Origin of the sequence: Duganella sp. SG902 (assembly GCF_013376005.1) — a bacterium.
Classification (GTDB): domain Bacteria; phylum Pseudomonadota; class Gammaproteobacteria; order Burkholderiales; family Burkholderiaceae_D; genus Rugamonas.
Genome location: NZ_JABMJK010000023.1, coordinates 60,143 through 73,679, shown reverse-complemented (window position 1 = coordinate 73,679; position 13,537 = coordinate 60,143). Strand labels below are relative to the sequence as shown.

14 protein-coding genes are annotated in these 13,537 nt (G+C 59.9%); 6 read left to right on the top strand and 8 right to left on the bottom strand.

The window, feature by feature from the left end:
• The first annotated feature begins 99 nt into the window (after positions 1-99).
• Entirely contained in the window at positions 100-789 is a 690-nt protein-coding gene (locus FHW83_RS28725; protein ID WP_176649781.1) for a transposase, read from the top strand.
• Between the two features lie 139 nt (positions 790-928).
• Here the strand turns inward: FHW83_RS28725 and FHW83_RS28720 are convergent, their stop codons facing one another.
• Together FHW83_RS28720 and FHW83_RS28715 are read right to left on the bottom strand one after the other, a co-directional pair.
• Complete coding sequence (locus FHW83_RS28720) at positions 929-2,737, bottom strand: DUF262 domain-containing protein (RefSeq protein ID WP_176649780.1); 1,809 nt, start codon at positions 2,735-2,737, stop codon at positions 929-931.
• 271 nt (positions 2,738-3,008) lie between these two features.
• Positions 3,009-3,581 carry a cysteine hydrolase family protein gene (locus FHW83_RS28715; RefSeq protein ID WP_176649779.1) on the bottom strand — a complete coding sequence of 191 codons (573 nt, stop codon included), beginning with the start codon at positions 3,579-3,581 and terminating at the stop codon, positions 3,009-3,011.
• A gap of 95 nt (positions 3,582-3,676) precedes the next feature.
• Here FHW83_RS28715 and FHW83_RS28710 point away from each other — a divergent pair, with 95 nt between their 5' ends.
• Positions 3,677-4,258 (top strand): DJ-1/PfpI family protein, encoded by a 582-nt coding sequence (locus FHW83_RS28710; protein WP_176649778.1) that lies wholly within the window; start codon positions 3,677-3,679, stop codon positions 4,256-4,258.
• Here the strand turns inward: FHW83_RS28710 and fghA are convergent.
• Complete coding sequence (fghA, locus tag FHW83_RS28705; protein ID WP_304506233.1) at positions 4,248-5,090, bottom strand: S-formylglutathione hydrolase; 843 nt, start codon at positions 5,088-5,090, stop codon at positions 4,248-4,250. The genes FHW83_RS28710 and fghA overlap by 11 nt on opposite strands.
• A gap of 86 nt (positions 5,091-5,176) precedes the next feature.
• Here fghA and FHW83_RS28700 point away from each other — a divergent pair, with 86 nt between their 5' ends.
• Both FHW83_RS28700 and FHW83_RS28695 read left to right on the top strand, forming a co-directional pair.
• Complete coding sequence (locus FHW83_RS28700; RefSeq protein WP_176649777.1) at positions 5,177-6,361, top strand: cation:proton antiporter; 1,185 nt, start codon at positions 5,177-5,179, stop codon at positions 6,359-6,361.
• Positions 6,361-7,479 (top strand): YbdK family carboxylate-amine ligase, encoded by a 1,119-nt coding sequence (locus FHW83_RS28695; RefSeq protein WP_176649776.1) that lies wholly within the window; start codon positions 6,361-6,363, stop codon positions 7,477-7,479. The genes FHW83_RS28700 and FHW83_RS28695 overlap by 1 nt, the downstream gene beginning before the upstream one ends.
• Here FHW83_RS28695 and FHW83_RS28690 read toward each other — a convergent pair whose 3' ends face one another.
• Positions 7,480-8,208: an ABC transporter substrate-binding protein gene (locus tag FHW83_RS28690; RefSeq protein WP_176649775.1), complete on the bottom strand. Its 729-nt coding sequence runs from the start codon at positions 8,206-8,208 to the stop codon at positions 7,480-7,482.
• An 88-nt stretch (positions 8,209-8,296) separates the two neighbouring features.
• Complete coding sequence (locus tag FHW83_RS28685; protein ID WP_176649774.1) at positions 8,297-9,271, bottom strand: gamma-glutamyl-gamma-aminobutyrate hydrolase family protein; 975 nt, start codon at positions 9,269-9,271, stop codon at positions 8,297-8,299.
• Positions 9,272-9,581: 310 nt separating this feature from the next.
• Here FHW83_RS28685 and FHW83_RS28680 point away from each other — a divergent pair, with 310 nt between their 5' ends.
• Together FHW83_RS28680 and FHW83_RS28675 are read left to right on the top strand one after the other, a co-directional pair.
• Positions 9,582-9,968 carry a KGG domain-containing protein gene (locus FHW83_RS28680; protein ID WP_176649773.1) on the top strand — a complete coding sequence of 129 codons (387 nt, stop codon included), beginning with the start codon at positions 9,582-9,584 and terminating at the stop codon, positions 9,966-9,968.
• Between the two features lie 92 nt (positions 9,969-10,060).
• Positions 10,061-10,525, top strand: coding sequence for a DUF421 domain-containing protein (locus tag FHW83_RS28675; RefSeq protein ID WP_176649772.1), 465 nt, complete (start codon positions 10,061-10,063; stop codon positions 10,523-10,525).
• Here the strand turns inward: FHW83_RS28675 and FHW83_RS28670 are convergent.
• From FHW83_RS28670 to FHW83_RS28660, 3 genes are all read right to left on the bottom strand, one after another.
• A complete protein-coding gene (locus FHW83_RS28670) occupies positions 10,522-11,412 on the bottom strand; it encodes a LysR substrate-binding domain-containing protein (protein WP_176649771.1) in 891 nt (296 codons plus the stop codon). The two genes, FHW83_RS28675 and FHW83_RS28670, sit on opposite strands and share 4 nt — an antisense overlap.
• Before the next feature lie 200 nt (positions 11,413-11,612).
• Positions 11,613-13,100 carry a class I adenylate-forming enzyme family protein gene (locus FHW83_RS28665; protein ID WP_176649770.1) on the bottom strand — a complete coding sequence of 496 codons (1,488 nt, stop codon included), beginning with the start codon at positions 13,098-13,100 and terminating at the stop codon, positions 11,613-11,615.
• A 34-nt stretch (positions 13,101-13,134) separates the two neighbouring features.
• The gene (locus FHW83_RS28660; RefSeq protein ID WP_176649769.1) at positions 13,135-13,461 is read right to left on the bottom strand and encodes a flagellar basal body rod C-terminal domain-containing protein; all 327 of its coding nucleotides are present in this window, start codon (positions 13,459-13,461) and stop codon (positions 13,135-13,137) included.
• Positions 13,462-13,537: the final 76 nt, after the last annotated feature.

Genomic DNA, 13,537 nt, shown 5'->3' with positions numbered 1-13,537 from the left:
AACCGGCGCCCGCATCAGGCGCTGGGCATGAAAACACCCGCTAAGGCATTTGCATTAGCGGCTTGAGTTGAGCAGGAATCGCTGGGTCATTACAATAACGTGCAAACCGCAGTCGATACACACCATCATTTGATCGTGGCCCATGAAGTGACCAATCTCGGCCATGACCGCACGCAGCTTGCCTCGATGGCTAAGCAAGCCAATGAGGTGCTGCAAAAAGATGGGCTGTTGGTGTTTGCTGATCGCGGCTACTACAGCGCCCCAGAGATTTTGGCGTGTGAAGAGCTGGGCGTGACTCCTCTGGTTCCCAAGTCACTAACCTCAGGCAATCGGGCAAAGGGGCAGTTCGACAAACGTGATTTTCGATATTTGCCCGAAAGCGATGAATTCCAATGTCCAGCTGGCGAGCGGGCCATATGGCGCATGAGCGTCGTGGAAAAGGGGCTTGTGTTTGACAAATACTGGTCTTCTGCTTGCCCGAAGTGTTTAATCAAATCGCAGTGCACTACCGGCACTAATCGCCGAATCACGCGCTGGGAGCACGAGGATGCGCTTGATCGCATGCAGCAGCGACTTGCTGAGCGACGGGATACGGCCCGTGTTCGGCGACGTACAGTCGAACATCCGTTCGGCACACTGAAGTCCTGGATGGGAGCTACACACTTCCTCACCAGGACCTTTCCCCGCGTTCGAACAGAGATGAGTTTGCATATCCTCGCCTACAACCTGAAGCGAGCAATGAATATCATGGGAATTACGGGCCTGAAAGCGGCTTTGAACGGGCTGTAAGCCCTTTCTTAAGTCCGACACAACGTCAATCGACAGATTTCGCGGTCAGGCACTTTCTCAGTCAACGTCTGCTGGCGTTTTCATACAGCCTGGCCCAGTTGCGGACTGCCGCCCCATGTCAGAATTTACGAGCATCGGATCAACTAGAAAACAGTCTCAACATTGGCACGATTTCAGCGGTTGGAACCTCGATTGTTTGTGATCCCACGCGGCGAAATAGTTTGTTGCCGTAAAAACATGGCTCCTGCCCCGCTTCTACTCTAATTACTATAACACTTCGGCCGTTGTAATCAATCGAAGCTAAATGTGAAGTCACTTTGATACGTATTTCGGGAGCAAGCTGACTGGAATTAATTCGATCACTTATAAGTTGTAAATATTTATCCAAATTAGTGTGGTAAGCGTTAGCTTCACGATCTACGCCAACCACATAGAATTCACCAGCCTTTACTAAAGGAAGGCCATCCAATTTCAGTACGCGATCTGCGTCAGCCTTTTTATCTGCGACGCCGATAATTATATAGCCAACCTTTTCACGACCAAGATTAGCAAGCGCACAAATAGTTTCAAGAATAGATGAAAAAGCTTGCTCATCAAATTCCCGATTCTGCCCCAATCGATGCAAGCCTTGTTTGAAGTCATAGCTGGCCGCCTCGGTTTTTGACTTAGATATCAAATTTTCAAATTCCCGTCGCCCTATTTGAGCAACTGGATCTTGAGGATTTTTTTTGAAATATTGTCTGATAATTCCTTTTACGACTGCAATATTTTTTGTGCGATTCGTGGCCGCCCAATTCCCACCCGTCGAGATATTAACGTGCTCATCCAACCCAGCCAAAGATTTTCGCAGTCCAGTTATATCATTTATTTTTAGCTTCTCAACAAATAGCAACTCATAGAAGGCTAACAAAACGACCTGAAAATATCGTGGAGTGCCGTGCTGCGCAGAAACATTATTTAAATTTTTCCTGAAAATATTATCTGCGCCAAACACCTCATCGAAAAAATCAAATGTCTGCGTAAGAGTTTTTTCGACAGTTGCAGCTCCATGGCGCGCAACTAGATTGTCCATGTGCTGTCGACGGGCCGTTGCTTTGGCTTGCTTGTCCTCGTTCTGCCCGCTTGCGCGACCATAGAATGCATCACGTGCCTGGCGCGAGCTTGCGGGCTTTTCATCTTCGTCGCTCACCAAATATGCGATAAGGTCTGCAATAACTTCTTCATCTTGGCTATCGCGAATATCCTCTTTAAGAAGAATGCCTTGCCTTACCCAGAGAATATTTTCAGCATTAATTCCATATTCAAGTTCTTTATTAGTGATACTAATACTATCCATGGAATTCAATAGCAGAATATTGTCATGAGAAACGTCTCCACGAATTGCCGTTGAAATTGTGCGCACGAGATCGGAAAATGGTCCAATTACCCCAGCCTGTCTAATTTCTTGATCTGAGAGAACACGGCCATAAGAATTTATCCTGCGAAATATTTCGTCAATTTCACCGGACTTGTTAATTCGATAAGTGGAAATTGGTATCTTGTAATTCGCAATCGACGTACATAACCCTCTATTCAACTCTGGCAATAATTGACGAATTTTTCCCTCATCAAGAAACTGCTTTGTTGAGGCCATGGTCTCCAAGTCGAAGAAAGCATCTTTATATGCATATTTGTTTTCAATGAAACTAAAAATGGCATTTAATCTCTGCATCCCATCTATAATTTCGAATTTCAATACTCCATCAATCATTACCTCGGCTAGCAAGATCAAAGGCAACGGGAATTTTCGAGCAATAGTATCTACGAGGTGTTGCTTCTCCTCTCTAGTCCAGACAAGTTTGCGCTGGTACCTTCTATTAACTACCAAGCGCCCGCTCAAATACCAATCATACAGCTCCTGGATATTCTCGCCACGAATATTTAAATCGATGCCCGTAGGATTTTCCATATATTTTAAGATTTATTTTTAAGATAATATATCAAGCCAAAAGAACGCAGCAAAGAGACTGTTTCCACGATTCAGATCATTGCGTTAAATAGGGACGTCTGCGTAGTTGACGATTGGTACGCACATGATAAGCGGACTTCCGTATGGTAATCGAAAAAGGACCGCTTCTGGCCGAACTCAGCCGATGGCTTTCAGAATACCAGTTAAGAAGTCAGCAATGTTCACGAATTTCCACACAAGGGAAGACACGCTTAGTTGAAGACTGTGGCATCTAAGATTTGTATTCTTCGGAAAGCAGCTGCCTACCTGGCTTCAACAAATCTTGTGAGCGGATGACGGTCGCATACTCGCCGTCCAGATTGGCAAGTGCCATAGCATGCACTTCGTCGGCGGTGCGTTGCGCGCCGTTGAAGTCTGCCTTCGCAAACGAGAAGGTGCAGTCGGATACGACAAACGTTTTGAAGCCGAGATTGCCTGCGGTCCGCGCGGTGTTCTCCACGGAGTTGTTGGTGCTGACTCCCACGATCACCACGGATGATTCGCCCCGTGCGTGGAGCCAGCGCTCCAGTCCTGTGTTGATGAACGCGTCGGGCACATTTTTTTCCACCACATGCTCGTGCGCGAGTGGCACAAGGGCCGGCTGGAACTCAACGCCCGGTTGGCCCGGCCAGAACGGCGAACCGGGCGTCCTCGAAATGTGGCGGACATGAACCACCGGCGCTTTTCGCGCGCGCCAAGTGTTCAGCAATTTCTCGATGTTGTGTTCTGCTTGGTGATTGTTCCGCACCGCCGGCTCGGGCCAGCTCATGCCCACTTGCATATCGATGATTAAAAGCGTTGTCATGTTCTCTCGGCGTCCGGGTAGGCGAAAAGAGGTTAGTATAGTGTGGGCGCAATGGCAACGTTGCGGTGTCGTTCACTTTCATGAAAGGATTTACCGTGGCAGCGAAAAAGATACTGTTTTTGACGGGCGACTTTGCGGAAGATTACGAGACCATGGTGCCGTTCCAGGCGCTGCAGGCGGTGGGCCACACGGTGCATGCCGTGTGTCCGGACAAGCAGGCCGGCGACACCATCAAGACCGCCATTCACGACTTTGAAGGCGATCAGACCTACACCGAAAAGCCGGGCCACCGCTTCACGCTCAACGCCAGCTTCGCCGACGCGGATGTCGGCAACTACGATGCGCTGGCGATCGCCGGCGGCCGCGCGCCGGAGTATCTGCGCCTGAATCCGCGCGTGATCGAGCTGGTGCAGCAGTTCGCCGCCGCCAACAAGCCGATCGCGGCGATCTGCCACGGCGCCCAGTTGCTGGCGGCGGCCGAGGTCATTCGCGGCAAGACGATCTCGGCTTATCCAGCCTGCTCGCCGGAGGTCAAGCTGGCCGGCGCCAACTATGCCGATATCCCGGTCGACCAAGCGGTCACCGATGGCATCTTCGTCACCGCGCCTGCCTGGCCTGCGCATCCGGCGTGGATCGCGCAGTTCCTGGCGCGGCTCGGCACCGAGATCAAGCTGTAAGGTTCTTCGCGTGGAAGCGCAGGTGGTCTTCCACGAAGGTTGAGATGAAGTAGTAGCCATGATCGTAGCCAGCGTGCCGACGCAATGTCAGCGGCTGCGCTGCGGTCTGGCAGGCCGCCTCGAACGCTTCCGGGTACAGCTGCTCTTGCAGGAATTTGTCGCCCAAGCCTTGGTCGATCAGGATGCCGGCGGGGAAGGGCGTACGTGCCTTCGTCATCAGCAGGCTGGCGTCGTATTGCCCCCATGCCGACTTGTCTTCACCGAGATATCCGCTGAACGCCTTGACACCCCACGGGCATTGCGACGGCGCGGCGATCGGCGCGAACGCGGATACCGAACGGAACACGTCCGGCCGTTTCAGCGCCATGGTCAGCGCGCCGTGGCCGCCCATGGAGTGGCCGAAGATGCCGATGCGCGCGGCGTCCACCGGCAGTTCCTTCGTCACCAGTTCGCGCAGCTCGTGGATGTAGCTGTACATGCGGTAGTGCTTGGCCCATGCGGGTTGGGTGGCGTCCAGGTAGAAGCCGGCGCCGACGCCGAAGTCCCAGCTGGCGGTTTCGCCTTCCACGCCGGCGCCGCGCGGGCTGGTGTCGGGCGCGATCAGCATCAGGCCCAGTTCGGCGGCCACGCGTTGCGCGCCCGCTTTGATCATGAAGGTCTCTTCGGTGCAGGTGAGGCCGGCGAGGTAGAACAGGGCCGGCACTGGGCCATGTGCGGCCTGCGGTGGCATGAACACCGAGAAGCGCATCGGCAAACCGATCTCGCGCGAATCGTGACGGTAAAAGCGTTGAACGCCGCCGAAACAGGCGTGTTCGCTAACGGTTTCCAGCATATTTGTTTCCTTATGTTCCCCAGCGCACAGTGAAAAACCTGGGCTTGAGCCAGAATTGTACAAGTATCTTTACAAAGGAGAAGTGCATGCCGGATATTCAAGGCATCTTGGCCGATCTGGGCTGGCCGCTGGCGATCGCCGTGGCGTGGCTGTCGGGTGAATTCGTACACCGGTGGACGCGGTTGCCGCGCATCAGCGTCTACGGTTTGGTGGGTTTTTTACTGGCACAGGCGTTCCCGGAGGCGCTCAGCAGCGGCGCCTCGAGCAATGTGACCATCCTGGCGAATCTCGCGTTTGGTCTGATCCTGTTTGAATTTGGTTACCGCATCAATCTGCACTGGCTGCGCATCAATCCGTGGATCGCGGTCAGCGGGCTGGTGGAATCGGCCGCGACCTTCGGCGTGGTCTACCTGATCTCGCATCTCACCGGCATGCCGCCGCTGACCTCTTTGCTGTTGGCCTCGCTGGCCATGTCCACTTCGCCGGCCGGCGTGCTGCGCGTGATTAATGAGGAAGACAGCTCCGGCCAGGTGACCGAGCGCGTGCTGCACCTGGTGGCGATCAACAGCGTGATCGCGCTGTTCGTGTTCAAGGTGGTGGTGGGCTTCTGGGTGTTCCAGACTTCCGGCAGCTTGACGCAGGCCATGTCGCACAGCGGCATCGAGCTGCTGGTGTCGGCGGCGATGGGCGCGCTGATGGGCTTCATCATGCCGCTGGTGCTGCGCCGCTTGGGCGCGTTGGCGCAGGATGGCACCATCGCCTTTGCGCTGGGTGTGATCCTGCTGGTGGCGGCTTCGCGCGCGTTCGATGTGTCGCCGGTGCTGGCGACGCTGACCTTCGGCCTGACCGCGCGCCACAAGCGCGTGGCGTTCAGCCGCACCGAGCGTAACTTCGGCGGCATCGGCGAGTTGTTGACGGTGCTGCTGTTCGTGTTCGCGGTCTCCACGCTGGAATGGGAGCGCGTGGTCGACGGCGCGGCGCTGGGCGCGGTGCTGCTGCTGGCGCGTTTCGTGGTGAAGGCGACCTCGGTGGCGGCGTTCGCACACGTCGGCGGCGTCTCGTGGCGCAAGGGGCTGATGACCGGTATCGCGATGTCGCCGATGTCCGTGTTCGTCACGCTGCTGCTGGAGCAAACCAAATACATGGGGATTGTGCTGGTCGATGAACTGGCGGCGCTGGCGGCGATGACGCTGCTGCTGGAAGTGGTCGGCCCCGTCATTACCCAGCGCGCGCTGCACTGGGCGAAGGAAACTCCACAGGAGGAAAAATAATGCCATTGGAAGAATTCAAGAACTCGCAGCCGCTCACCATGGGTGTGGAGCTGGAGCTGCAACTGGTCAGCCTGTCCGACTTCGACCTGACCGCGTCCAGCCCGGACTTGCTGCACCTGCTGAGCCGCAAGCCGTTCCCCGGCAACGTGACGCCGGAGATCACCGAGAGCATGATCGAGATTAACAGCGACGTGCACACCAATCACACCGAGCTGGTGAAGCAACTGCAGGTGATCCGCGACACGCTGGTGCAGGCCGGCGAGCAGCTCAACATCGGCATCTGCGGCGGCGGCACCCACCCGTTCCAGAAATGGTCGGAGCGGCGCATCTTTTCCAAGCCGCGCTTCAAGGAGGTGTCCGAGCTGTATGGTTACCTGGCCAAGCAGTTCACCATCTTCGGCCAGCACGTGCACATCGGCTGCGCCTCCGGCGACGATGCGCTGTTCCTGCTGCACGCACTGAGCCGCTACGTGCCGCACTTTATCGCGCTGTCGTCCTCGTCGCCGTACGTGCAGGGCAATGACACGCTGTTCAACTCGGCACGGCTGAATTCGGTGTTCGCCTTCCCGATGAGCGGGCGCGCGCCGTTCACGCAAAGCTGGTCCACCTTCGAGCACGAGTATTTCGCCAAGATGGAGCACACCGGCGTGATCAAGAGCATGAAGGACTTTTACTGGGACATCCGGCCCAAGCCGGAGTACGGCACCATCGAGCTGCGCGTGTGCGACACGCCGCTGACGGTGGAGCGGGCGGCGGCGTTGGCCGTGTATCTGCAGGCGCTGTGCCGCTATCTGCTGGAGCGGCGCGAGGAGCCGCCGGCCGAGGACGATTATCTGGTCTACAACTACAACCGCTTCCAGGCCTGCCGCTTCGGCTTGGACGGCACCATCGTGCATCCGAAGACGTACGAGAGCCTGTCGCTGCGCGAGGACATCCTGACCACGCTGCGCAAGATGGAGCCGCACGGCGCGGCGCTGGGTAGCAGCGCCGGCCTGCATCACCTGGTGCAGGTCACGCACGAGGGCAGCGACGCCCATTACCTGCGCCAGCAGTTCGAGCGCAGCGGCAGTGTGGAAGGCGTGGTCGACGCGGCCATCCAGCGCTTCCGCGGGCAGTGATTATTTGAAGGTGATGGCCTTGTTCAGCCGGGCCATGATCTCGTCCGGCACGGCCTTGCTGCACATGATGTGGCGCTCGGGGCCGCGCGGCGTGTCCTTCAACGCCAGCAGGCGCAGGTTGGCGGCGTGCTCGCCGGCCTCGTGCTTGAGGAGGTAGTTGCCTTCCTCCTCCGACACAAACATCATGTCCACCGAGCCCTTGGCCACCGACTGCAGCATCCTGGCGGTGGAGGCGGTCGACACCGCCACCACGGGGTGCCAGCGCTGGATGAATTTATCGAGCCCGCCGTACGAGTAGTTGTCCTTGACCAGCACGCGGATGTCCCGCTGCTTCGACAGTTCTTCCATGGTGGTGATGCCACGCGCGGCGAACGTGGGGTTGGCCAGCAGCAGCCAGCCTTTGTCGCGGTAGATGGCCTTGCTGAACTTGGCGTACGCCAGCCGCTCCGGCACGGCATACCAGCCAATCGCGCAATTCAACCCCTTGGGATCCTTCACCATCGCCAGCTGGCGGTTGCTGGGCACCTTGTGCCATTGCACCTTGATGCCGGCGTTGTTGAACGCTTGCACGGCGGGTGTGCCGGTCAGGCCGGCCGGCGTGCCGTCGGCTTGCGGCAGGAGATAGGGCGGCCGTTCGCTGTAGGCGACGTTGATCACGTCTTGCGCTGAGCTGGTCAGCGGAGCAAGCAGCAAGCTGGCGATCACGGCGGCACTACGCGAGCATTTCATGATGCTATCCGGTTTCTGGAAGACCGTCAGTCTACACCAGTTGATGCTATAAATTCAAAATATATTTATCTATGGCATCATTTTGCGGCTAGAAGCGTGTCTCGCGGGCGACGCGCAGGAAGTTGTCGAGAATGCCAGTGCAATCGAGCAGCTCGACCCCGCCGGCGCGGTGGAACTCCGGGTGCCATTGCAGGCCCATCACGAACGGCGCCTTGCGATAGCGGATCGCCTCGATCATATTGTCCGGCACTGACAGTGCCTCCACCGACATATCGCGGCCCAGCGTCTTGACGGCCTGGTGGTGGATCGAGTTCACCAGCCCGGTCTGTTTGCCCTTGAACATGCGCGCCAGCGAGGAGCCGGCCGGGAAGGTGATTTCGTGGCGGTTGCGGTCGTAGTCGTCGTTGACGTGGGCCAGCGACTCCGGCACGTCGGTGGCGATGTCCTGGTACAGCGTGCCGCCGAAGGCAACGTTGATCAGCTGGCAACCGCGGCAAATGCCGAGCACCGGTTTGCCGGCCTCGACAAATTCATGCAGCAGCTCCAGCTCGTACATGTCGCGCGCGCGGTCGCCCGACCATTCGGGGCGGGTCGGCACTTCGGAATAGCTTTGCGGCGAAACGTCGGCGCCGCCCTGCAGCACCAGCCCGTCCAGGTGCTTGGCGTAGTCGCGCAGACGGATGTTGGACGGGTGCAGCAAGCCTTCCGTGTTGACAGTCGGGATCATGAACACCAGCACGTCGCGCGACATCACCCACTGCGCGATCGACTCCTCCAGGTATTGCAGGTTCTTGCTGCGCAGGCCGGTGGCGCCGGGCTCGGGGTGGAAGATGCGCGCCGAGACGCCGATGTGCAGCGGGCGCTGGATGATGTGGCGCGTGGCGGCCGCGGCGAAGCGGCGATAGCGCGCCATGATGACCCGGCCCCACAGGCTGAACACGGTGTCGCCGGGATCGAGGTAGCGTGGGGTGCTGTTGTCCTGTTTGCGGCGGTCGCCGTGGTCGGAGGCGCGGCGTTGCGGGTTGCTTGGTTGCGGATCGGGGTCGTGAGGTCCGGCGCTCATGCTGATTCCTGTCTGTCTCGGATGCCCCAAGTTTGCCACACGTCGACGTCAGCAGTCGCCCGCTTCAGCTGGCGGGCGCCCGTAACCCTCGACGGCGGCCTTGGCTGTAGGAGACGCACCCGTGCGGCTGTAGGCAGACGCAGCTAAAACCGTTGGGCTGAGCCGTATGTGACCGCGAGTCGAAAGAAGCAAGGAATGTCCTACGTCAGGACAGGTGGATGGCTCTACACGCGCTGTCGTGCTGGCCTTACGATGGCCACTCCCTAGCGCATCGGCGTTAGGATTCATCCACTTTAAAGGAGACCATATCATGGCCAACTCGAAACAAGGCGATCAAGGCAATCAAGGCAACCAAGGTGGTAACCAGGGCGGTAAAAACCAGCAGAGCGACACCAGCAACCGTGGTTTCGCTTCGATGGATCCGGAACGTCAACGCGAGATCGCCGCTGAAGGCGGCCGTGCCGCGCACGCATCGGGCAACGCGCACGAATTCACCTCCGAGGAAGCACGCCGCGCCGGCAGCATGAGCCACAAGAATGACGGTGGCAACCAGCAAAGCGGCGGCGGCAGCGGCGGCAACCAGCAAAGCGGTGGCGGTTCCGGCGGCTCGCGCGGCGGTAGCGGTGGCGGCACCCGTGGCGGCACCCCTGAGCAGCACGCGCAGGCCGGCCGTCAAAGCCACAAAAACGATAAGTAATCGATCCCGATGACCTATCGCTAGTGCGTTAGTGCGCGTACATATTTACGCGCCGCATGGTAGTACTTTGAAGGCTCCTACAAGGAGCCTTCATGTTTGATATGAGCTTGCCGTGGTGGGAATTCATCCTGCGCGGCGTTATCGTGTATTGCGTGCTGCTGGTGCTGGTGCGCGTGTCCGGCAAACGGACGGTGGGGCAGTTCACGCCCTTCGACCTGCTGGTGGTGATGTTGCTGAGCGAAGCCGTGTCCAACTCGCTGTCCGGTGGCGACGACTCGGTGGCCGGCGGCCTGCTGATCGCCTGCACGCTGATCGCGCTGAACATGCTGCTCGCCTATCTTTCCTCGCACCATAGCAAACTGGCCTCGATGATCGATGGCGAATGCGTGCTGCTCGGCAAGGACGGCCGCATCTATCTGGACGTCCTGAAGAGGAACCGCATTGCCGTTAGCGACGTCGAGCAGTCGTTGCGCGAGGCCGACGTCGCGCTGGAAAAAGCCAAGTGCATTTTCCTGGAGGCGGATGGCAGCATCACGGTGCTGGAGAACAAGGATTAACCGAGCCTGCCCACGAGCGCGTCGGCAAAGGCGGTGACCAGCGGATCGGCCTCGCGGCGCGTGGCCAGGCCGACGGTGGTGCGCAGACCGCCTTGCGACAGCGTAACGAAGCGCACGCCTGCGGGCGCGGTCAGGCGCATGCATTCCGGCACGATGGCGATGCCGAGTCCCGCTTCGATCAAACTCAGTTGCGAGGACTTGCGCGACAGCGCGCGCGCCGGCTTGGGGAAGAAGCCCTGCTCCAGGCACAGGTTGGCCACCAGGTAGCTCAGGCCGCCGCGATCCTTGTGCGGAATGGAGATGAAGGCTTGCTCGCTGAGGTCGGCCAGTTCGACATTGTCCAGAGCGGCCAGCGGTGAATCCTGCGGCACCGCTACCATCAAGCGCTCGCTGCCGATCTCGCGCACCTGGATGTGCGGATGGCGGCGCAGGGTGGGCAGGCGCAGCAGGCCGATGTCGGCGCGGCCTTCCTCGATTTCCAGCGTCTGGTTTTCGGACGGCAGCATGGAGACGTCCAGCGTGACGCCGGGATAGTCCTCCAGCGTGCGCGCCAGCGCGTTGCTGAGGCGCGGCGTCAGGATCACCGAGCTGGAATGCTGCAGCCGGATCACGCCTTGCTCGCCCTTGCCGACATGGCGCGCCTGCACCAGGGTGTCGTCGATGTCCTCGAGGATGCGCTTGCCGCGCTCGAAGAACAGCTGGCCGGCCGGCGTCAGTTCGAACTGGCGGGCGTCGCGCACCAGCAGCGGCGTTTGCAGTTCGTCCTCCAGCTCCTTGATTTGCCGGCTCAGCGCCGATTGGGCGATGTACAGCTTTTCGGCCGCGCGCGAGTAACTGCCGGCCTCCACGATCTCTATGAAGTACTTGAACTGTTTGAGCGAAATCACCGTTATGCCGTTTCGAGATAGATGGCCGCCGTTTTTGCTATTGGATCAATTCCGGCGCGGCCGTTAAAGTGAAGCGTCTCTTCTTCCTTTAAGGAGCCAGCCATGTGGGAACTGTTGGGCATCGTCGGCGTGGTCCTGAGTATTGCAGTAAAAATCCTCTACGTCCAGATTGGCGGCGACGCCGGCGAGCAGCGCGAGGATTAAAGCAGCTGCCGCAGGTGGCTCTTGAGAATCTTGCCGGTGGCCGCGGCGGGCAGGGCGGGCATGAGGATGATGTCCGCCGGGCGCTTGTACGGCGCCAGTTGGTTCGCCAGATAGTCGGCCAGTTCGGCCGGCGTGACGGCATGACGCGGGTCCGGTTCGACGAAGGCGACGATGTCTTCATCGCCATCCGCGCGGGCGCGGCCCAGCACGGCCGATTGCGTCACCGCCGGGTGCGCGTTGAGCACGGTCTCCACTTCCAGCGGATAGACGTTGAAGCCGGAGCGGATGATCAATTCCTTGCTGCGGCCGACGATGAACAGCGCACCGTCGGCTTCCTGGCGCACCATGTCGCCGGTGTTGAGCCAGCCGTCGTCGCGCAGCACGGCGGCGGTCAGCTCCGGCTCCTGATAATAACCGCGCATGACGTTGGGGCCGCGCACCCACAGTTTGCCATGCTCGACACGCACTTCCACGCCGGGGATCGGATAGCCAACCGAGCTGTCGTTGCGCGGCGCGTCGAGGCGCGTCTGGCTGACGGTGGGCGCGGCTTCGGTCAGGCCGTAGCCGTTATGCAGCGGCACGCCCAGCAACTGTTCCACCTGCGTCTTGAGTGTCGGCGCGAGTGGCGAGCCGCCGGCGTAGGCGAAGCGCAGATGGGTCTCCAGTTTGCGCCGCGCGCCGCCCAGCTTTTCCAGCAGGCGCGCGTACATGGCGGGCACGCCCTGCACAATGGTCAGCCGCTGCTCGCTCAAGGCCTTGAGCAGGGCGTCGGGCGTGAAGCGCGGGCACAGGTGGAGGCAGGCGCCGGCGTACAAGGTGCCGAGCATGACCGAGCTGAGGCCATAGACGTGGGTGACCGGCAGCACGCCGTAGGCGCGGTCGTCCGGCGTCAGGCCGCGCAGGCCGCTCGACACGGCCGCGATGAACAGCAGGTTGCGGTGGGTGAGCATCACGCCCTTGGGCGCGCCGGTGGTGCCGGTGGTGTAGAGCAGCGCGGCCATCTGCTGGTCCGAAGCGGCATGCACCGGTTCCGGCGCGCAATGTGTGTTGAGCGCGCCGACCAGCCATGTGCCCAGCGGGGTGGGCGTCGGCACGGCTTCGTTGCGTCGGGCGTGCTCGCTGGTTTCTGGCAAACCCGGCAAAGGCAGGTAGATCGCCAGGCGCGCGCCGCTGTGGCGCAGCACCACGTCCACTTCCCGGCCCGTCAGGCGGCCGTTGACGTGGACCATCCACGCGTCGAGCTCGGCGGCGGCAAAACTCAGCGCCACCTGCGCCACGCAATTCTCGCCAACGATGGCCAGGCGGTCGCCGGGCCGGACCTGCCAGCGGCGCAGGAGTTCGGCGGTTTGCGCTACCGCGGTGGCCAGCTCGGCATAGGTCCAGTGGCGCTGGCCGTCGTGCAGCGCGTGGGCCTGCGGCGTGCGCGCGGCCCAGCGGCGGGGAATGTCGGAAATACGTGCGGGGAGGGTGTCGAGGATATCCATTGCCGCGCATTGTGGCCGATGCGGCCGGCGGCGATCAAGCCTTGATGTCGATCAGCGTGCCGAGATTCTGGTCGGCGGCCTGGACCACCTTGGCCGACAGGTCGAACTGCGCCTTGTATACCAGCGAGTTGGTGGTTTCGGTGGCGAGGTTGGTGGCGCTGGGGGCGTCCGCCTGCGACAGTTGCTGGCCGCGCAAGGACAGCGAGACGCCGCTGCCGGCCGGCGCGTTTTCCTGGAACGTCGCCTGCGCGGGCTGGAAGCCCTGCGTGTTCAGGTTAGCGATCGAGTTGGCGCTGTTGCCCAGCGCGCGCTCGGCGGCGTTGAGACCGGTGACTCCAGAACTTAGCGCGGTGATGGCCATGATATTTCCCTCCAGCAAGAAGCCACCAGTTTACACCCCGCACGATAGGAATGCACGCGTTGATTAAATTTTAGGC

What these genes read in the sequence shown, in the direction of transcription:
- FHW83_RS28720 (WP_176649780.1), bottom strand. Translation starts at nt 2,737, where the DNA reads ATGGAAAATCCTACGGGCATCGATTTAAATATTCGTGGCGAGAATATC.
- FHW83_RS28715 (WP_176649779.1), bottom strand. Translation starts at nt 3,581, where the DNA reads ATGACAACGCTTTTAATCATCGATATGCAAGTGGGCATGAGCTGGCCC.
- fghA (WP_304506233.1), bottom strand. Translation starts at nt 5,090, where the DNA reads ATGCTGGAAACCGTTAGCGAACACGCCTGTTTCGGCGGCGTTCAACGC.
- FHW83_RS28700 (WP_176649777.1), top strand. Translation starts at nt 5,177, where the DNA reads ATGCCGGATATTCAAGGCATCTTGGCCGATCTGGGCTGGCCGCTGGCG.
- FHW83_RS28695 (WP_176649776.1), top strand. Translation starts at nt 6,361, where the DNA reads ATGCCATTGGAAGAATTCAAGAACTCGCAGCCGCTCACCATGGGTGTG.
- FHW83_RS28690 (WP_176649775.1), bottom strand. Translation starts at nt 8,208, where the DNA reads ATGAAATGCTCGCGTAGTGCCGCCGTGATCGCCAGCTTGCTGCTTGCT.
- FHW83_RS28685 (WP_176649774.1), bottom strand. Translation starts at nt 9,271, where the DNA reads ATGAGCGCCGGACCTCACGACCCCGATCCGCAACCAAGCAACCCGCAA.
- FHW83_RS28680 (WP_176649773.1), top strand. Translation starts at nt 9,582, where the DNA reads ATGGCCAACTCGAAACAAGGCGATCAAGGCAATCAAGGCAACCAAGGT.
- FHW83_RS28675 (WP_176649772.1), top strand. Translation starts at nt 10,061, where the DNA reads ATGTTTGATATGAGCTTGCCGTGGTGGGAATTCATCCTGCGCGGCGTT.
- FHW83_RS28665 (WP_176649770.1), bottom strand. Translation starts at nt 13,100, where the DNA reads ATGGATATCCTCGACACCCTCCCCGCACGTATTTCCGACATTCCCCGC.
- FHW83_RS28660 (WP_176649769.1), bottom strand. Translation starts at nt 13,461, where the DNA reads ATGGCCATCACCGCGCTAAGTTCTGGAGTCACCGGTCTCAACGCCGCC.